The 18,097-nt window shown below is 65.2% G+C and carries 17 protein-coding genes; 10 read left to right on the forward strand and 7 right to left on the reverse strand.

Going from position 1 to position 18,097, the window contains the following annotated elements:
* Positions 1–3: 3 nt before the first annotated feature.
* Genes QHC78_RS04365 through ffh form a run of 5 tightly spaced genes read right to left on the reverse strand, consistent with a single transcriptional unit; the run spans position 4 to position 5,036 of the window.
* Entirely contained in the window at positions 4–639 is a 636-nt protein-coding gene (locus QHC78_RS04365; protein ID WP_319742633.1) for an ABC-type transport auxiliary lipoprotein family protein, read from the reverse strand.
* Entirely contained in the window at positions 636–1,574 is a 939-nt protein-coding gene (locus tag QHC78_RS04370; protein ID WP_319742634.1) for an MlaD family protein, read from the reverse strand. The genes QHC78_RS04365 and QHC78_RS04370 overlap by 4 nt, the downstream gene beginning before the upstream one ends.
* 1 nt (position 1,575) lies before the next feature.
* Entirely contained in the window at positions 1,576–2,370 is a 795-nt protein-coding gene (locus QHC78_RS04375; protein ID WP_319742635.1) for an ABC transporter ATP-binding protein, read from the reverse strand.
* Positions 2,364–3,560, reverse strand: a complete 1,197-nt coding sequence (locus QHC78_RS04380) for an ABC transporter permease (RefSeq protein WP_319742636.1) — start codon at positions 3,558–3,560, stop codon at positions 2,364–2,366. Before QHC78_RS04380 ends, QHC78_RS04375 begins: the two co-directional genes overlap by 7 nt.
* Before the next feature lie 57 nt (positions 3,561–3,617).
* Positions 3,618–5,036 carry a signal recognition particle protein gene (gene ffh, locus QHC78_RS04385; protein WP_319742637.1) on the reverse strand — a complete coding sequence of 473 codons (1,419 nt, stop codon included), beginning with the start codon at positions 5,034–5,036 and terminating at the stop codon, positions 3,618–3,620.
* A 25-nt stretch (positions 5,037–5,061) separates the two neighbouring features.
* On the opposite strand from ffh, the gene QHC78_RS04390 reads away from it, so the two are divergent.
* From QHC78_RS04390 to QHC78_RS04420, 7 genes are all read left to right on the forward strand, one after another.
* Positions 5,062–5,913, forward strand: coding sequence for a cytochrome C assembly family protein (locus tag QHC78_RS04390; protein ID WP_319742638.1), 852 nt, complete (start codon positions 5,062–5,064; stop codon positions 5,911–5,913).
* Positions 5,914–5,928: 15 nt separating this feature from the next.
* The gene (locus tag QHC78_RS04395) at positions 5,929–6,174 is read left to right on the forward strand and encodes a PP0621 family protein (protein WP_319742639.1); all 246 of its coding nucleotides are present in this window, start codon (positions 5,929–5,931) and stop codon (positions 6,172–6,174) included.
* Complete coding sequence (gene ampD, locus QHC78_RS04400) at positions 6,171–6,761, forward strand: 1,6-anhydro-N-acetylmuramyl-L-alanine amidase AmpD (RefSeq protein WP_319742640.1); 591 nt, start codon at positions 6,171–6,173, stop codon at positions 6,759–6,761. Before QHC78_RS04395 ends, ampD begins: the two co-directional genes overlap by 4 nt.
* A 452-nt stretch (positions 6,762–7,213) precedes the next feature.
* The gene (locus tag QHC78_RS04405; RefSeq protein ID WP_319742641.1) at positions 7,214–10,111 is read left to right on the forward strand and encodes a ribonucleoside-diphosphate reductase subunit alpha; all 2,898 of its coding nucleotides are present in this window, start codon (positions 7,214–7,216) and stop codon (positions 10,109–10,111) included.
* Between the two features lie 26 nt (positions 10,112–10,137).
* Positions 10,138–11,301 carry a ribonucleotide-diphosphate reductase subunit beta gene (locus tag QHC78_RS04410; protein ID WP_319742642.1) on the forward strand — a complete coding sequence of 388 codons (1,164 nt, stop codon included), beginning with the start codon at positions 10,138–10,140 and terminating at the stop codon, positions 11,299–11,301.
* A gap of 383 nt (positions 11,302–11,684) precedes the next feature.
* Entirely contained in the window at positions 11,685–12,221 is a 537-nt protein-coding gene (locus QHC78_RS04415) for a histone H1-like DNA-binding protein (RefSeq protein WP_319742643.1), read from the forward strand.
* Between the two features lie 494 nt (positions 12,222–12,715).
* Positions 12,716–13,273, forward strand: a complete 558-nt coding sequence (locus tag QHC78_RS04420) for a YggT family protein (RefSeq protein ID WP_319742644.1) — start codon at positions 12,716–12,718, stop codon at positions 13,271–13,273.
* A 91-nt stretch (positions 13,274–13,364) separates the two neighbouring features.
* On the opposite strand, the gene QHC78_RS04425 is transcribed toward QHC78_RS04420, so the two are convergent.
* Complete coding sequence (locus tag QHC78_RS04425) at positions 13,365–13,865, reverse strand: outer membrane lipoprotein (RefSeq protein ID WP_413816406.1); 501 nt, start codon at positions 13,863–13,865, stop codon at positions 13,365–13,367.
* A gap of 207 nt (positions 13,866–14,072) precedes the next feature.
* Here QHC78_RS04425 and QHC78_RS04430 point away from each other — a divergent pair, with 207 nt between their 5' ends.
* The 3 genes from QHC78_RS04430 (at position 14,073) to QHC78_RS04440 (ending at position 17,111) form a co-directional block, all read left to right on the forward strand.
* Positions 14,073–15,062 (forward strand): WaaZ-like lipopolysaccharide core biosynthesis protein, encoded by a 990-nt coding sequence (locus QHC78_RS04430; RefSeq protein ID WP_319742645.1) that lies wholly within the window; start codon positions 14,073–14,075, stop codon positions 15,060–15,062.
* Positions 15,035–15,892: a glycosyltransferase family protein gene (locus QHC78_RS04435; RefSeq protein WP_319742646.1), complete on the forward strand. Its 858-nt coding sequence runs from the start codon at positions 15,035–15,037 to the stop codon at positions 15,890–15,892. The genes QHC78_RS04430 and QHC78_RS04435 overlap by 28 nt, the downstream gene beginning before the upstream one ends.
* A 160-nt stretch (positions 15,893–16,052) precedes the next feature.
* Positions 16,053–17,111, forward strand: coding sequence for a glycosyltransferase family 9 protein (locus QHC78_RS04440; RefSeq protein WP_319742647.1), 1,059 nt, complete (start codon positions 16,053–16,055; stop codon positions 17,109–17,111).
* Between the two features lie 25 nt (positions 17,112–17,136).
* Here the strand turns inward: QHC78_RS04440 and QHC78_RS04445 are convergent, their stop codons facing one another.
* Complete coding sequence (locus QHC78_RS04445) at positions 17,137–18,093, reverse strand: carbohydrate kinase family protein (RefSeq protein WP_319742648.1); 957 nt, start codon at positions 18,091–18,093, stop codon at positions 17,137–17,139.
* Positions 18,094–18,097 lie beyond the last annotated feature (4 nt).

Consider the following 18,097-nt stretch of genomic DNA (forward strand, 5'->3'; position numbering starts at 1 on the left):
GGATCAGCGCAGCGTAACCGCCGCGCCAGCCGGCCGCTCCTGGCGCGCCGCCCAGTCGGCCACTTCGCGGGCCAGGGCATCCGCGGCACGGCCGAAGGCATCCACCACCACCGGCACCGCGGTCCCGTCGGCCGGCTCGGCAACCTCGAACGCCCGGGATGCCACGATCCGGCGCGTAGCCGTCGCGACCAGCTGCGCCTGCAGCGCAATAACGGCGTGCGGCTGGCCTTGACGATATTCGCTATGGAAGGCACGCAGCTCGGTGTCCAGGTCGAGCTCTGCCTGCACATTGCTTTCGGCGGTCGTCACATTGACATAGCCGCCGCCCGACCGGAGGGCCTCGGTGAGCCGGTCGCGCATCATGGCCGGCGGCGTGTCGGCCCATCGCGCACCGGCATAGGTGCTGATGCGATTGGCTTCGGCGATGACCGCGATGCGAGGGCTCTCGAGGCGGTAGGTCGCATGCGGCATGGAGACCCGCAGCGTCCCCCGCCCGCTGGCCGAGGCAGGCGCCGGTGTCAGCGCCGAAGGCAGGCGGTAGATGTCGACCGGGTTCCGCTCGGGCAGGACCGAGCAGGCCGCGGCCAGCGACAGCGCGACGAGGGCGGCCAGCCGGCCGGCATGGCGGACGGAAATCATGGGGTGAACTCCTTGGGTTGTTCGCGGCCCAGCAGGTAGTCGGCGGGGTTGTCCTCCAGGCGCCGCGTAATGGCCCGCAGCGAAGCCAGGGTCGAGCGCAGTTCGCGCAGCGCGGCGCCCAATTCGTTGAGGCTTTGCGCGCCGTTGCCGATCGCGCCGCGATTCTCCTGCACCAGGGTATCGATGCTGACGCTGGCGCGGGCCAGGGACTGCATGGCCTCCTGGGCGCTCTCCATCGTCGGCCGGCCGTGCTCGCTCACCAGACTGTCGGCATGGCCCACCAGGGCCGAGGTGCGCTGCAGCGTCTCGTCGGCCTGGCGGCTCACCCGCGTCAGGCTCTCCACCAGCGCCGCAAAATCCTCGCGCTGGGCAGCGATCGCGCCCGTGGTTTCCTCCAGGTTCTGGAGCACGCGCGTCAATTGCCGGGCATTTTCCTCGGACAGGATGCGGCGCGAGCTGGCGACCAGCTCGTTGACGTTGAGCATCAGGTCTTCGCCGCCGGCCAGCAATTGATTCAGCGGCGACGGCGTAGCAACGATCACCGGCACTTCATCGCCATCGCCCGCCAGCCGGGGACTCTCGGGCGTCCCGCTGCCCAGCTGGATGATGGAGGTGCCCGTGACGCCGGTCAGCCGCAGCTGGGCGCTCGTATTTTCCTTGACCGGCACATCGCTGCGGATGCGGATCCGCGCCACCACCTTGCGCGGATCGACCGGGTCGAGCCGCAGCCGGGCCACGTCGCCGACCCGGATGCCGCTGTACATGACGGCGCTGCCCTCGGAGAGCCCGTTCACCGCTTCGTTGAAAACGACGTCGAATTCGGAGACCTGGGAATCGGAGTGGGTCTTGGCCAGCCAGAGCGCGAACAGCAGGCCGGCGGTCACCACGATCAGGACGAACAGTCCGATCACGACATGATGCGCACGTGTTTCCATCTCATCCATCCATTCGAGCAGAGCGGGCCGCGGCGTGGGCGGCGGCCCGGCCGCGCGGCCCCTGGAAGTATTCCTGCACCCACGGATCGTCGACGTTCTCGACGACATCGAGGCGGTCGGCCACCAGCACCTTCTTCTGCGCCAGCACCGCCACCCGGTCGCAGATGGCGTACAAGGTATCCAGGTCGTGGGTAACCAGGAACACCGTCAAGCCCAGTGCGTTGCGCAAGGTCAATATCAACTGGTCGAATGCGGCGGCACCGATCGGATCCAGGCCCGCCGTGGGCTCGTCCAGAAAGAGCAGGTCCGGATCGAGCGCCAGCGCACGGGCCAGCGCCGCGCGCTTGACCATGCCGCCGGACAAGGACGCGGGGTACTTGTCGCCAGCGTCGGCAGGCAGGCCCGCCAGCGCCAGCTTGACCCGCGCCAGCCGCTCGGCCTCGGCCCGGGGCATCCGGGCATGCTCGATCAAGGGCAGCGCGATGTTCTCGGTCACGGTCAACGAAGAGAATAGCGCGCCTCGCTGGAACAGCACCCCCATGCGCCGCTCCAGCTCCGACCTCGGCCCGGGCGGCAAGGCAGTGAGATCCTGTCCGAACACGCTCACCCGGCCGGCGGTCGGCCGGCGCAAGCCGACGATGGAACGCAGCAGCACCGATTTGCCGGACCCGGAACCGCCCACGACTCCGAGGACTTCTCCCCGGTAGATGTCCAGGTCCAGGTCGCGATGGACCACCTGCCGGCCGAACTGGTTGACCAGTCCCCGCACTTCGACGATGGGCGGCGGGCTCACCATCCCATCTCCATGAAGAACAGGGCCGCCAGCGCATCGAGCAGGATCACCACGAAGATGCATTGCACCACGCTGGAGGTCGTGTGCTCGCCCACCGACTGCGCACTGCCGCTGACCTTGAACCCTTCCAGGCAACCGATGACGGCGATGACGAACGCGAAGACCGGCGCTTTGACCATGCCCACCAGGAAATGGCCGACGCCCAGGTTCTCGCGCAAGATGCCGAGGAACATGGCCGGAGGAATGTCCAGGCTGACCGCGCAAACCGCCATGCCTCCGGCAATGCCGGTCAGCATCGCCAGGAAGGTCAGCAGCGGCAGCGATATCAGCAGCGCCATGACGCGGGGCAGGACCAGCAGATTGATGGGGTCGAGGCCCTGCGCCCGGATGGCGTCGATTTCCTCGTTCGCCTTCATCGAGCCGATCTGTGCCGTGAATGCGCTGGCGGTGCGGCCGGCCATAAGGATGGCTGTCAGCAGCACGGCGAACTCCCGCAGGAACGCAAAACCGACCAAGTCGACGGTATAGAGCGTCGCGCCGAATTCGCGCAGCACCGTGGCGCCCAGGAACGCCACGACAGCGCCCACCATGAAGGTCAGCAAGGCGATGATGGGGACGGCGTCCAAACCGGTCTGGTCGATCTGCGCCACGGTCGCGGTCAGGCGCCAGCGGCGGGGACGGAAGGCGGTGGCAACCAGCGCCTGCAGTGTCAGCCCGATGAATCCGAACAGGCTGATGACGTGGTTCCAGACGACCTCGGCGGCGCGTCCGATGCGGCCGAGCAATTCGCGGCAGGCGCCTTCGCGCCGCGGCACCGCGGCCTCGGCAACCACGGTGGCCGCCCGGGCGACCGTGCCGAGCAAGGCGCGGCGAGCGGGGTCGAGATGGGGATCGGCGTCCACCCACTGCGCCAGCTTGTCCGGGCCGACCGCTTCGGCAAGCAGGGCGGCGCCGGCGGTATCGATGGCGGCAAGGTCCTGTAGCGCCAGTACGCCGACCTTGCCTTGCGGCACGCGCCCCAGCTGCGCGCGTAGCCGGGCGTGATGGGCCAGGGTCCAATCGCCGCGCACGGCCAGCCGGCCCGGTCCGGACGCGTCCCAGTCCAGTGTCCCGGGTTGCCCGGCCTGCCTGTCCAGGTCGCCGGCGGGAGGGGCGCCGGCCCCATCCCCGACGGGAGAGTCCGCCTTCGTCATGATGCGGACACCGTGCACGCGTAAATAAGACCTCCTATATATATATTGAGGCCGGGTCTACTTGAAGCCGGGCAGCCCTTTCATTCCCCGCAACGCCTTCATGCCGCCCATGGCCCGCATCATCTTGGCCATGCCGCCTTTTTTCATCTGCTTCATCATGGCCTGCATCTGCTCGAACTGCGACAGCATGCGGTTGACCTCCTGCACCTGCACGCCCGCGCCGGCTGCGATGCGGCGCTTGCGTGAAGCCTTGATCAACTCCGGCTTGGCGCGCTCGAGCTCCGTCATCGAGTTCAGGATACCTTCCATCCTGCGGATCTGCTTGCCCGCCTGCTTGCTGTCGACCTGGGCCGCCGCCTGGGCGAACTGCGCGGGCAGCTTCTCCAGCAACGAACCCATGTCGCCCAGGTTTTTCATCTGGGCGATCTGGGCGCGGAAATCGTTGAGGTCGAACTTGTCGCCCGACTTGAGCTTGGTCGCCAGCTTCTGCGCTTCGTCGACGTCGATGGCGCGCTGGGCTTCCTCCACCAGCGACAGGATGTCGCCCATGCCCAGGACCCGCTGCGCCATGCGCTCCGGATGGAAAGGCTCCAGGCCGGTCAGTTTCTCGGATACGCCCACGAACTTGAGCGGCTTGCCGGTGATATGCCGCACCGACAGCGCCGCCCCGCCCCGCGCATCGCCGTCGAGCTTGGTCAGCACCACGCCGGTGAGCGGCAGCGCGTCGTTGAAGGCCTTGGCGACGTTGACCGCGTCCTGCCCGAGCATGGCATCGACCACGAACAGGGTCTCGATCGGATCGAGCAGCGCATGGAGAGCGCGGATCTCGTTCATCATGGCTTCGTCGATACCCAGACGGCCCGCGGTATCGACGATCAGGACGTCATAGTGATGGCGGCGGGCATGATCGAGCGCGGCCCGGGCAATGGCTTCCGGGGTCTGGTCCGCCGAGGACGGCAGGAAATCGACGCCGGCCTGCGCCGCCACGGTCTTGAGCTGCTCGATGGCCGCGGGCCGGTAGACGTCGGCGCTGACCACCAGTACTTTCTTCTTGCCGCTCTTGCGCCCGTTCTGGCTGTGACCGCCCTCGGCCAGCCAGCGCGCGAGCTTGCCGGTGGTCGTGGTCTTGCCCGAGCCTTGCAGGCCCGCCATCAGGATCACGGCGGGCGGCTGCTGCGCCAGCGACAGCTCGCTCGCATGGGGGCCGAGATCGCCCCCCATCAGCGCGGTCAGCTCTTTATGGACGACGCCCACCAGGGCCTGGCCCGGCGTCAGGCTGCCGGCGACGTCTTCACCCAGCGCCTTTTCCTTGACGCGGGCAATGAATTCGCGCACGACGGGCAGCGCGACGTCCGCCTCGAGCAGGGCCAGCCGCACCTCGCGCAGCATCTCCTGGGTATTCGCCTCGGTCAGGCGGGCCTCTCCCTTGAGCGTCTTGACGACGCGGGACAGGCGGGCGGTAAGGTTATCGAGCATGAATGGGATTCGCTTACACTTCCATATGGATATGGGAATTGTATTGCACGCACTGGCCGCGGCCGGTTACGCCTTGTTGACGGTGCTCGCCTGGCGGGCCGTCTCCTTGCACCCCGAAACCCGGACCGGCACGGCCGAACGTCTGGGGCTGGCGCTGGTGCTGGTCGTGCACGGCCTAGCGGTCCAGCAGGCCATGTTCGGCGACGGCAACCTCAAGCTGGGCTTTGCGCTCGGGATTTCGGCCGCGCTATGGCTGGGCCTGGTCGTTTTCTGGGCCGAAAGCCTCTGGGTGGCCATCGATGGCCTGCGCCTGTGGCTGATGCCGCTGGGCCTGATCGGCACCATCCTGCCGGTCGTATTCCCGGAAGGACGCATCATCGCCCATGCCGACAGCGGCTGGCTGCGCGTGCACCTGGCCATCGCGCTGGCCGCCTACAGCATGATAACCATCGCGGCACTGCACGCGCTGCTGATGGCCTCGGCCGATCGGCGGCTGCACGACATCTCGGCCAACAACCCGCCCGCGCCGCGCGAATCGGCGCGCGTCTACGCCCGGCTGTTCGATGCCGTCCCGCCGCTGCTGGTGCTCGAGCGCCTGCTGTTCCGCCTGATCTGGATCGGCTTCGTGCTGTTGACCCTGGCCGTGATCACCGGCATCGTGATTTCCGAATCGCTGTCCGGAACTGCCCTGCCCTTCGACCACAAGACCGTGTTCACGCTGCTCTCGTGGCTGACCTTCGGGCTGTTGCTGCTGGGCCGGCAGGTGTGGGGCTGGCGGGGGCGGATCGCGCTGCGCTGGACGCTGGCGGGATTCGCCTTCCTGCTGCTGGCCTACACCGGCACCCGCTTCGTACTCGAATTCGTCCTGCACCGCTAACCTTTTCCGAGTCCCATGGGCAAGCTACTTTTCTGGCTGTTCGTCATCGTCGTGGCCCTGCTGGTGGCCCGCATCGCCGCGCGCAGCGCCGTGCAAGGTCACCGGCGCCAGTCGCGGCGGGCCGACGCCTCGCGCTTTCCCGCGGACGGCATGGTGCGCTGCGCGCATTGCGGCATCCATCTTCCGCCCGCCGAGGCAGTGCGCCGCAAGGGCTACAACTATTGTTCGCTGGCGCATTCGCTCAAAGGACCCCGTTCGTGACTCCCGGCAGACCGCCGGGCCGGCTCGATCGCCAAGGCTGGCTCGACCATCCCGCGGTGCGCATCGTGCCTTCGCCCAACGTCGATGAACGGCCGGCCGGCACCGAGGTCTCGTTGCTGGTTCTGCACAACATCAGCCTGCCCCCGGGGCAGTTCGGCGGCCCTTACATCGAAGCGCTGTTCACCAACACCCTCGATTGCGATGCCCATCCTTGGTTCGCATGCCTGCGCGGACTGAAGGTCTCGGCCCATTTCCTGATCGACCGCGCCGGGTGCATCGTGCAATTCGCCAGCACCGAGCAACGGGCCTGGCACGCGGGCGTCTCGCGCTATGCCGGCCGGGAGCGCTGCAACGACTTCTCCATCGGCATAGAGCTCGAAGGCTGCGATACGGATCCCTATACCGCCGAGCAGTACCAGGCGCTGGCCTGGCTCACGCCGGCGCTGCGCGACCGCTACCCGCTCGAAGCGGTGCGCGGCCACGAGCACATCGCGCCCGGCCGCAAGACCGATCCCGGTCCGGCCTTCGATTGGCTGCGCTACGGCCGGGAAGCCGGCTGGACACTGCGCGAAATGCCGGTCGAGTGAGGTGCCGGCCGCTCTCCAGGCCCACCGGGGCGCTGTTCCACGAAGAGTAAACGCCGCATTTCATCGGCCATTCGTGTGCGTTTCGCCGTGAAACACGCGTGGTTCCTCACTGTCAAATAACAGATGCCCGATTTGTCTATGAAAGCGGGGAGCACACCCTCCAGCAACATTTTTGGACTTGCCGTACAATGCCTCCCCCCCTAGAATTAGTGCCGTGGCGGCCACACACCACTAGATGTAGTAGCCGCGCTGCATGGGAGGGGAAACATGGCTTATCCATACCAGCCCGGATGTGCGGTGGCCGCAGTCATCTCACACTTCGTCGTTAGGCCCCGAGCCGCGCTTCGGTGCGGCCTGACGCCCTTGTAGTCCCAGATTTTTCGCTTCAGATCCCCGAACACCGAGTACCGGCGCGGCTCCATCTCCGCGCCTTCATGCATCCAGGAGGCCTTATGCAACTCACGACTCCCTCGGCCCAATCGAACGCTGCGCCGCTTGCTTCCAAACCCGCAGCGCTCGAGGCCGACAAGAACGCGTACGCCGACTACAAGGTCATCCGGCGCAATGGCGCCGTGGTCGGCTTCGAACCCGGCAAGATCTCGATCGCGCTGACCAAGGCCTTCCTGGCCGTCAACGGCGGCCAGGGCGCGGCATCCGCGCGCGTGCGCGAACTGGTCGAGACGCTGACCAAGCAGGTCGTCCATGCACTGATACGCCGCCAGCCCAGCGGCGGCACCGTCCACATCGAGGATATCCAGGACCAAGTGGAACTGGCGCTGATGCGCTCCGGCGAACATGACGTCGCTCGCGCATACGTGCTGTATCGCGAGAAGCGCGCCCAGCAGCGCGCCATGATGCATACCGAGCCCGACCAGCCCGTGCTCCACGTGACCGAAAACGGCCTGCGCATCCCGCTCGATCCCAAGCACCTGGAGGCGATCATCCAGGCCGCTTGCTCGGGCCTGGAAGAATTCGTATCGGCCGAAGGCATTTTCAAAGAGACCGTCAAGAACCTGTACGACGGCGTGTCCACCGACGAGATCTTCAAGTCCGCCATCCTGGCCGCCCGCTCGCAGCTGGAAAAGGACCCGGCCTACAGCACGGTCACGGCACGCCTCTTGCTGCACACCATCCGCAAGGAAGTGCTGGGCGAGGAGGTCGAACAAGCCGCCATGGCGACGCGCTACGCAGAATATTTCCCGCAATTCATCGCGCGGGGCATCGAAGGGAGCCTGCTCGATCCCAAGCTGGCGGCCTTCGACCTGGCTCGCCTGGGCGCAGCGCTGGACCACACCCGTGACCTGCAGTTCACCTATCTGGGCCTGCAGACCCTCTACGACCGCTACTTCCTGCACATCAAAGGCACCCGCATCGAGCTGCCGCAGGCCTTCTTCATGCGCGTCGCCATGGGTCTGGCCCTCGAGGAAACCGACCGCGAAACGCGCGCCATCGAGTTCTACAACATCCTGTCCTCGTTCGACTTCATGAGCTCGACGCCCACGCTGTTCAACGCGGGCACCCTCCACTCGCAGCTGTCCTCGTGCTACCTGACCACCGTGTCCGACAGCCTGGAAGGCATCTACGACGCGATCAAGGAAAACGCCCTGCTGGCCAAGTACGCCGGCGGCCTGGGCAACGACTGGACCCCGGTGCGGGCGCTGCGCAGCCATATCAAGGGCACCAACGGCGAAAGCCAGGGCGTCGTTCCCTTCCTGAAGGTGGTCAACGACACCGCGGTGGCGGTCAACCAGGGCGGCAAGCGCAAGGGCGCCGTCTGCACCTACCTGGAAACCTGGCACCTGGACATCGAAGAATTCCTGGAGCTGCGCAAGAACACCGGCGACGAACGCCGCCGCACGCACGACATGAACACGGCCAACTGGATTCCCGACCTGTTCATGAAGCGGGTCATGGACAACGCCGAATGGACGCTGTTCTCGCCCTCGGACTGCCCCGACCTGCACGACAAGGTCGGCAAGGAATTCGAGAAGGCCTACCTCGGCTACGAAGCCAAGGTCGCCAGCGGCGAGCTGAAGCTGTACAAGAAGATCCCGGCCGTCAACCTGTGGCGCAAGATGCTGTCGATGCTGTTCGAGACCGGCCATCCGTGGATCACGTTCAAGGACCCCTGCAACATCCGCTCGCCCCAGCAGCACGTCGGCGTCGTGCACAGCTCCAACCTGTGCACCGAGATCACGCTCAACACCAACGAGTCCGAAATCGCGGTCTGCAACCTCGGGTCGGTCAACCTCGTCGCCCACCTCAAGACCAACGACGATGGCTCGGTCACGCTCGACCACGACAAGCTGCGCCGCACCATCCGCGTGGCCATGCGCATGCTCGACAACGTGATCGACATCAACTACTACGCCGTCGACAAGGCGCGCAACTCCAACCTGCGCCACCGCCCCGTCGGCATGGGCATCATGGGATTCCAGGACGCGCTGCACATCATGCGCGTGCCCTACGCGTCGGAAGCCGCGGTCGAATTCGCCGATCGTTCGATGGAAGCGGTGTGCTACTTCGCCTACCTCGCCTCGACCGAACTGGCCGAGGAACGCGGCCGCTATTCGTCGTTCGAAGGTTCGCTGTGGGACCGCGGCATTCTTCCGCAAGACTCCATCAAGCTGCTGCGCGAAGAGCGCGGCGGCTACGTCGACGTCGACGAAAGTTCGTCGATGGACTGGAATGCGTTGCGCGAGCGCATCAAACTGCACGGCATGCGCAACTCCAATTGCATCGCTATTGCCCCGACTGCAACGATTTCCAATATCATTGGTGTATCTGCGTGCATTGAACCGACTTATCAGAACTTGTACGTCAAATCGAATCTTTCCGGCGAATTCACGATCGTCAACGATTACTTGGTGCGTGATCTCAAGAAGCTCGGGTTGTGGGACGAGGTGATGATCGCAGACCTGAAGTACTTCGATGGCAGTCTCGCCAAGATCGACCGGGTACCTCCCGAGCTGCGCAAGCTGTACGCGACGGCCTTCGAGGTGGAACCCCGCTGGCTCGTCGAATGTGCAGCGCGCCGCCAGAAGTGGATCGACCAGTCGCAGTCGCTCAATATCTATATGGCAGGTGCGTCCGGCAAGAAACTCGATGAAACGTACAAGCTGGCTTGGCAGCGCGGACTGAAAACCACGTATTACCTGCGCACCCTGGGTGCCACCAGCGCTGAAAAATCGACTGGACGCGGCGGCGAGCTGAACGCCGTGCCCATGGCATCGTCCAATGCGGGCGCGTCCGCAGCGGGCACCAATCTTCCGGAACCGGAAATCGTCGGGGCGGTATGTACCATGAAACCGGGTGATCCCGGCTTCGAAGAGTGCGAAGCCTGCCAATAACCCCCGCTGAATACCGGAGTCGATCTATGTTGTCTTGGGACGAAGAAGTATCCACCCCCTCCACGCCGGCGCCGCAGCCGGCGGGAGCTGCCGCGCCGGTTCAGCGTGCCGGCGCGTTCGACGAGGTCGCGCTGGCCGCGGGCGCCCCGGCGCCTGCCGGCGCTGCCGCCTCCAGCCGCGTCAATATCGCGGACAAGCGCATCATCAACGGCCAGACGGACGTCAACCAGCTGGTCCCGTTCAAATACAAGTGGGCCTGGGAAAAATACCTGGCCACCTGCGCCAACCATTGGATGCCGCAGGAAATCAACATGTCGCGCGACATCGCGCTGTGGAAGAACCCGGACGGCCTCACCGATGACGAGCGCCGCATCATCAAGCGCAACCTCGGGTTCTTCGTCACCGCCGACTCGCTCGCCGCCAACAACATCGTGCTGGGCACCTATCGCCACATCACCGCCCCGGAGTGCCGGCAGTTCCTGCTGCGCCAGGCCTTCGAGGAAGCGATCCACACCCACGCCTACCAGTACATCGTCGAGAGCCTGGACCTGGACGAGTCGGAAATCTTCAATGCCTATAACGAGATTCCGTCCATTCGGGCCAAGGACGAGTTCCTGATCCCCTTCATCGACGCCATCGCCGATCCGAACTTCAAGACCGGCACGCCCGAAGCCGACCAGACGCTGCTCAAGTCGCTCATCGTCTTCGCGTGCCTGATGGAAGGCCTGTTCTTCTACGTCGGGTTCACGCAGATCCTGGCGCTGGGCCGCCAGAACAAGATGACCGGCGCCGCCGAACAGTACATGTACATCCTGCGGGACGAGTCCATGCACTGCAACTTCGGCATCGACCTCATCAACACGATCAAGCTCGAGAACCCGCACCTGTGGACGCCGGAATTCCGCGAGGAGATCCGCGGCCTCTTCCGCAAGGCAGTCGAACTCGAATACGCTTACGCCGAAGACACCATGCCGCGTGGCGTGCTGGGACTGAACGCGCCGATGTTCAAGTCGTACCTGCGCTTCATCGCCAACCGCCGCTGCCAGCAGATCGGTATCGAGCCGCTGTTCCCACAGGAAGAGAATCCGTTCCCGTGGATGGCTGAGATGATTGATTTGAAGAAAGAACGCAACTTCTTTGAAACCCGTGTGATCGAGTACCAGACCGGCGGAGCGCTGAGCTGGGACTAGAACGCACGTAAACAGGATCAGGCGCTCTCGGGCGCCCGGCAGGGCCGGATGATGTTCAGACGCGGGCGGGAGGGGCGAAAGCCCCCGCCCAGCGCACCATCCGCCCCTGCGCATGCTGCTTTGTCCAACCAAAAGCAGCGGCAGCCGGGCAAACGGGGGGCGTCATCCGGCAGGCGCAGATCGCCTGTCAAGTCATTCGACATGGGTCGCACCGCGAGGCGGGTTATGTCGAATGGCTGTGTGCCGAATTCATTAGCGCAAACTGATTCCGCTGTTGGAGCAGTTTTGTTCAGCAGCAGGGCTTGCGCCGATGAATAGCCCGTGAGGATGGTCCGAGCGGGTTCGTGTTCTGGGTCCCTGAACGTCTCGTAAAGGAGCAGACCATGGCGACAGCCAAGAAGGCCGCGAAGAAAGCGGCAGCCAAGAAGGCCCCGGCTAAGAAAGCCCCGGCCAAAAAGGCGGCAGTGAAGAAGGTAGCAGCGAAGAAGGCGCCGGCCAAGAAAGCTGCAGTGAAGAAGACCGCGGCCAAGAAAGCCCCGGCCAAGAAAGCTGCAGTGAAGAAAACCGCGGCCAAGAAGGCTCCGGCCAAGAAAGCCGCAGTGAAGAAGACCGCGGCCAAGAAGGCCCCGGCCAAGAAAGCTGCTGCCAAGAAAGCCGCACCGGCCAAAAAAGCTGCAGTGAAGAAGACCGCAGCCAAGAAGGCCCCGGCCAAGAAAGCCGCTGCCAAGAAGGCTGCACCGGCCAAGAAAGCTGCGGCCAAGAAGCCGGCCGCCAAGAAGGCTCCCGCCAAAAAGGCCTCGCCCAAGAAGCCTGCTGCCAAAAAGCCTGCCCCTGCGCCGTCCACCGCGGCTGCGCCGGGCGCGAAAACGGCCCTCAACCCCGCAGCAGCTTGGCCTTTCCCTACGGGCAGCCGTCCGTAAGCGATCAATCGGAGCGCCTGCGCTCTGATTCGCCACCCCGCCAGGGCCACGCCTTGGCGGGGTGTTTTTTTGGCCCCCCCCTACGCCCTTCGGGCGCCCCCCAGGGGGCGGCGCTGGCGGACCGGCAGGGAGAGCCCACCCCTCGGCGGCCTTTGGCCGCTCCCCCTCGAGGGGGCGGCGCTGGCGGACCGGCAAAGCCGGATCCGCGGCCCCCTGGGTCTAGTACTGTTGTCTTGAGTCGGGGCGCTTGTGCTTCGCTGGCAACGGCGGCTCGCTATTTGCTTGGTCGCAGCAAAGTTACCGCGGCAGCCACGTCAGTCGATCGGCCCAAACCAAGAAGCTCGCTCTAGATCGAGGGCGCCGCGGATCCGGCTTTGCCGGTCCGCCAGCGCCGCCCCCTGGGGGGCGCCCGAAGGGCGTAGGGGGGGGCCCATTCCATGCGACAATCAGCCTCTGTCTGACCGCCTGCTGAACAGGCGCCTACCGGAGTCCCCATGTTCGGCGACATTGCCCGATTTTTGCTGAATATCCTCTTTACCTTGTATGGTGCCGTGCTGTTGCTGCGGCTGTGGCTGCAGTTCGTGCGCTTGCCGCCGTACAACTCGGTCTCCCGCACGGTGTTCCAGGTGACGGACTGGATCGTGATACCGCTGCGGCGGGTGCTGGGCGGACGGGGAGGCGTCGATTGGGCTTGCGTCGTGGCCGCGTGGCTGACGGCGCTGGTTTATCTGACGGCGGTGATGCTATTGTCGGGCGCCAGCCCGCTGTCCCTGCTGCCCGAAGGACTATGGATCGCGCTGCTGCTGGTCCTGAAGTGGGGGATCAACCTGGTGATGTGGGTCACGCTGCTGATGGTGATCCTGTCCTGGGTCAATCCGAGTGCGCCGGCGATGCCGGTGTTGCACGCGTTGACGGCACCGCTGCTGGATCCTATCCGGCGCATGCTCCCGTCGCTGGGTGGCCTGGATCTCTCGCCGCTGGTGCTGTTCCTGCTGACGCAAATCGCGTTGATGGTACTTTCGCGAATCGGCTTGCCCATATTCGGGCTATAACGCCGACGGCACCGATACCGGAACGAATGCCAGGTATCCGCGGTGCCACTCGCACCGGCGCAACGGGGGCGCGCCATGCGCCCCCGTCTGTTCAAAGATGCGTGACGCGAGTTGCGCCGGTACCGCTGAGCACCCGGACCTTGTCTCCGACGTAGAACATTTCGTCGGCTTCCTGCACGATCGATCGCCGTTCGCCGTTATCGAAACGGACGGTGATTTCCAGGCCGGCACGCTTGGATACGCCGCCTTCGATAGCCTGCCCGGCGATGCCGCCCGCAATGGCGCCAAGCACCGACGAGATGATCTGCCCGCGGCCCCCGCCTATGCTGCTGCCGGCAACACCGCCCACGATGGCACCCCCGGCCGTCCCGACCCCCGTCTGCCCGCGGTCGATCGTGACCTGCCGAACGCCTTCCACCGTTCCAAACCGCACCACCTGTTCGCGCTGCGCCTGGTTGCGTTCGTAGACCGACGCCGAATTGCTGCCCGTCGCGCATCCTCCCAGCAACGCCAGCGCGGATAGCGCGGCGGCGACAGCCATGGTGCGGCTGCGCCGGCCTGCGAAGGAGAGGGACGAAATAGATCGATTCATAGTGCCATCCTGATGGGAACGCGGAAATGTGCCGCAGCACACTTCTTATTAAACAACAGGTTTTGGACCGGATTTATACCCCGCCGGTTCGCGGCCTTGCCGGCTCGCACCGCCCGCGCGGGCGAAAGGTTGTTTCAAACCATGACGCCGGGGAAAAATGGGAATATACGGTTTCGCCAGCCTGGCTGGCAGTCTAGTACAAAAACCATGCCTATTCTGCAACGCGCGGGCAATACGCTGCTCAAGCTGCTCTACCGCTACAGCCATTCCCGGCGTCATCGCCACAATGAAAGGCTGTGGCCGCACGTGAAGATCCAGCGCGACGCAAGCGGCCATATCCGCGCCTTCTCGTACCGCGGGCGCCCCTTTCCGCTGGCCGACCTGGCAGGCGCGCGCCGCGGGAGCCGGGGCCGATGCCATATCATCGCGTCGGGGCCATCGATCAACGACATCGACTATGCCCGCCTGCCGCTGGAACATGTTATGGGCGTCAACGGAGCCATCGCGCTATCGGACCGCTCGCCGGTGCGTTTCGACTATTACTGCTTCAACGATACCGGCTTCGTACGCGCGCGCCCGGACCTGGTGCGGCGGATCGTCGCTCAGGACCTCCTGCTGTTCACCACGCCCCTATGCCTCTGGCATGTCTTGCAGCGGGTGCCGGCCGAAGCGCTGCGCTGCCGCCTGTTCCTGATGGAAAATCCGCAATGGCCGGCATTGCAGCCCGCACGCACGCTGGCCGAAGCCGCCGCGGCCTTTCCCGGCGGCGAGCTGGAAATATTCGACGCCGACAAGGCGCTCGGATTCAGCCACGATGTTCGCAAGGGCGTGTTCGACGTGGGGACGGTTGCCTACACTGCCCTGCAGATCATGGCGTGGCAAGGTTACGCCGAGATCGTGCTGCATGGCGTGGATTTGAAGAACGCCGCCGCCGCGCCGCGGTTCTACGAAACGGCGGCAAACCGGCAACCTACCACCCTCGACCAATACGTGCCCCACCATATCGTCCCGGCATTCAGGCAGGCCGCCCGCCGCCTGCGCGAAGCGGGCGTGCGTATCGTGAATCTTTCTCCCGACAGCGCCCTGGAAGGCCCTGAGTTCGACAAGCGCCACTGGCAGGAACTCGCGTCCGCCGCGGGCGCGTCGTCGCAAATACCCCCGGAGGTCCCATGGAAGACCGGATCAGAATCTTTATAGGATGCGACCCCAACGACTGCGATCTCGAGCAGATGATGGTGCTCGAGTACAGCCTGCGCAAGCACGCATCGCTGCCCATCGATATCGAATGGATGCGCCTGTCCAAGGATCCACGCAGCTTCTGGTTTTCGGACGCCGCTACGCAGCGCGGCTGGCGGACCGAGACCTGGGCCACGCCCTTCTCGGGTTTCCGCTGGGCGGTGCCTGCCTTCTGCAACTACGAGGGGCGCGCCATCTATATGGATACCGACATGGTGGTCCTCTGCGACATTGCCGAACTCTGGCGCATGCCCTTGCCTGCCGGCAAGGTGTTGACCGGCAAAGGCCGCAAGCACTCCTGGCGGTTCTGCGTATCCGTGTGGGACTGCGCCGCGGCCCGCGCCCACTTGCCGCCTATCGAAACGCTGCGCAGCGATCCCCAGTCGCACCAGAAGCTGATGCGCTATTTCGCCGACCGGCCCGAGCTGATCCAGCCCATGCCTTCGGACTACAACAATATCGACGGTGAAGAAAAGCCGGTCGAGGCCATACGCATTCTGCACTACTCCGACATGGGAACGCAGTTCTCCCACCGGTATGCCTTCCCGCGGCTCGAAAAAGAGGGCCGGCGGCACTGGTTCGACGGCACCGTCCTGCCCCACCCCCGGCACGATCTATCCGCCTTGTTCGACCGCTACTACGAGGAAGCGCTGGCGCACGGGCTGCGGCTGGACGACTACCGGACGCCGGAGTTGTTCGGCATGACCATCAAGGAATCGCAACGCGACTATGCCGGCAACCGGCGCACACGGAAACGGACGCTCTGGCAAAGGTTGGGCCTGGGCCGCTGATCGCGGCGGCGCGCGACTACGCTAGCTCTGCCGGAAAAGTAACAGCCGGTCGGCGGCTGCCGAGGGAAAGCGCTTGTCGTGCTGTTACTACCGTTACAACATGAAAGGGCTTTCAAACGTATTATTAAACTGACTAGACTTTGCAACAGGGGCCTCAGGCATGAGCAACGTCGCCGCCGATCCGGAGACGGCACCACCCACCCATCCGCTGCAGCGCGACTGGCACGTAGCCTTCGTCATGTCGCCGCGCATCGGCGATACGCTGATCTCGATGGTGGTGGTGCAGAATCTGGTCCGCCAGGGCTGGCGCGTGACGGTCTTCAGCGACCACCTGCGCGCCCTGGAGGCGTGGTTCCCCGGCTTCGACATTCGCCCGCGTTTCACTTCCAAGCAGGCACGCCGCCATCTGGCGGGTACCGATGTCGTGCTGCACGCCTATGCCGCGGACGTGGTCGGCGACGTCCGGCAATGGCATCCGCGGGCGTGGGTCATGGACGAGTGGGCGGTCTACCGGCAGGTCAAGCCCATGGTCGACATCCAGCTCGATGTGTGTCGCCACGCGCTCGGGCTGCATCATGCCACGCGGCATAACGGATTGGTGGTACCGGGTGCGCTGCGCATCGACGTCGTGCGCAACCGCGTCATCATCCATCCCACGGCCAGCGCGCTGCACAAGCAATGGCTGCCGATCAAATTCCTGGATCTTGCCCGCCGTTTGCGCGATGCCGGTTACGAGCCTTGCTTTGTCGTGGCCCCCGCCGAGCTCATTTCTTGGCGTTGGGTCGAGCGCCACGGTTTCCGTGTGGCCGCCCACGGATCGCTGGGCGACCTTGCCGCCTGGCTGATACAGGCCGGTCTTTTCATCGGCAACGATTCCGGCCTCGCCCACCTTGCGTCCAACGTCGGCGTACCGGCCATCTCGCTGGCGATGCGTCCGAGCATCGCGCGCCGCTGGGCGCCGGGATGGGCTCCCAGCATCGCCCTGACGCCGCTGCCGCTGCTGCCCGGCCGCTGGCTGAAAGAAGCTTGCTGGAAGTACCTGCTGCCCGTCTCCAAGGTCATGGGGGCGGTGGATCGCCTGCGGGTACGAATGGCGGGATCCGAACGCGAATTCGGAGTGGATGTGCGCCCCCGCCTGACTGCGCCGGTACATCAGGTGGCCAACGGCGACCCGCTTTCCCCCCTCGCTGCCAAGGTATCCAAACGCAGCACCGGCTGAGCCGTCGCCGCCGGCCGGACCTCGTTCAGCCCCGCGGCAAGGAGAGCCCGTAGTTGCGTTCGAGCCGCGCCGAGATCTCCTCCCGGCCGACGCTGTGGTTTTGCGGACCCCGGCTGGCGATCTTGATCGCGCCCATCACGCTGGCCAGCTTGCAGCAGTCCTCCCAGGCCCAGCCGAGCGTCATGCCGTAGAGCAAGCCGGCGCGATAGGCATCGCCGCATCCGGTCGGGTCGACTACGGCGTCGGCCTTGACCGCATCGATATGGATTTCCTTGCCGCCGGTCAGCAGCGTCGAGCCCTTCTCGCCCAGCGTAACGATGACGGCCTGCAGCCCGGAGGCGATATCGGCCATGCTGCGCCCGGTACGCTGCTCCACCACGTGAGCTTCGTAATCGTTCACCGTCAGCACCTGGGCCAGCGCAAGCATTTGCTCGAGATCCTCGCCGTCGAACAGCGGCATGGCCTGTCCCAGGTCGAAGATGAACGGTATTCCGCGCGCGTGCAGCCGCTTCGCATGAGCGAACATGCCGTCCTTGGCATCCGGCGCGACGATTCCCCAGACGCCCGGTGCACCGTCGAGGTCGTTGCTGGCCGCCGCCGACATCGCACCGGGATGGAAGGCGGTGATCTGGTTGTCCGCCAGGTCGGTGGTGATGAAACATTGCGCCGTGTACGTGCCGGGCACCACCTTGACCCAGTCGACGTTGATGCCGAGCTCGCGCATGCGGCGCAGATAGTCGCCGGCGTCCTCGCCGACCGTCGCGACAGGTACCGGCGTGCCGCCGAGCAGTCTCATGTTGTAGGCGATGTTGCCCGCGCAGCCTCCGTATTCCTTGCGCATCGACGGCACCAGGAAGGACACGCTCAGCGAATGCACCTGCTCGGGCAGGATGTGCTCCTGGAACTTGCCTTCGAACACCATGATCGTATCGAACGCAACAGAGCCGCAGATAATGACGGGGGCAGTTTCGGGATGAGCCATGGCG

Source organism: Pigmentiphaga sp. (assembly GCF_033795525.1).
Lineage (GTDB): Bacteria > Pseudomonadota > Gammaproteobacteria > Burkholderiales > Burkholderiaceae_B > Pigmentiphaga.

Coding starts and splice junctions, on each gene's coding strand:
- QHC78_RS04365 (WP_319742633.1), bottom strand. CDS start 639: ATGATTTCCGTCCGCCATGCCGGCCGGCTGGCCGCCCTCGTCGCGCTG.
- QHC78_RS04370 (WP_319742634.1), bottom strand. CDS start 1,574: ATGGAAACACGTGCGCATCATGTCGTGATCGGACTGTTCGTCCTGATC.
- QHC78_RS04375 (WP_319742635.1), bottom strand. CDS start 2,370: ATGGTGAGCCCGCCGCCCATCGTCGAAGTGCGGGGACTGGTCAACCAG.
- QHC78_RS04380 (WP_319742636.1), bottom strand. CDS start 3,560: ATGACGAAGGCGGACTCTCCCGTCGGGGATGGGGCCGGCGCCCCTCCC.
- ffh (WP_319742637.1), bottom strand. CDS start 5,036: ATGCTCGATAACCTTACCGCCCGCCTGTCCCGCGTCGTCAAGACGCTC.
- QHC78_RS04390 (WP_319742638.1), top strand. CDS start 5,062: ATGGATATGGGAATTGTATTGCACGCACTGGCCGCGGCCGGTTACGCC.
- QHC78_RS04395 (WP_319742639.1), top strand. CDS start 5,929: ATGGGCAAGCTACTTTTCTGGCTGTTCGTCATCGTCGTGGCCCTGCTG.
- QHC78_RS04405 (WP_319742641.1), top strand. CDS start 7,214: ATGCAACTCACGACTCCCTCGGCCCAATCGAACGCTGCGCCGCTTGCT.
- QHC78_RS04410 (WP_319742642.1), top strand. CDS start 10,138: ATGTTGTCTTGGGACGAAGAAGTATCCACCCCCTCCACGCCGGCGCCG.
- QHC78_RS04415 (WP_319742643.1), top strand. CDS start 11,685: ATGGCGACAGCCAAGAAGGCCGCGAAGAAAGCGGCAGCCAAGAAGGCC.
- QHC78_RS04420 (WP_319742644.1), top strand. CDS start 12,716: ATGTTCGGCGACATTGCCCGATTTTTGCTGAATATCCTCTTTACCTTG.
- QHC78_RS04425 (WP_413816406.1), bottom strand. CDS start 13,865: ATGAATCGATCTATTTCGTCCCTCTCCTTCGCAGGCCGGCGCAGCCGC.
- QHC78_RS04430 (WP_319742645.1), top strand. CDS start 14,073: ATGCCTATTCTGCAACGCGCGGGCAATACGCTGCTCAAGCTGCTCTAC.
- QHC78_RS04435 (WP_319742646.1), top strand. CDS start 15,035: ATGGAAGACCGGATCAGAATCTTTATAGGATGCGACCCCAACGACTGC.
- QHC78_RS04440 (WP_319742647.1), top strand. CDS start 16,053: ATGAGCAACGTCGCCGCCGATCCGGAGACGGCACCACCCACCCATCCG.
- QHC78_RS04445 (WP_319742648.1), bottom strand. CDS start 18,093: ATGGCTCATCCCGAAACTGCCCCCGTCATTATCTGCGGCTCTGTTGCG.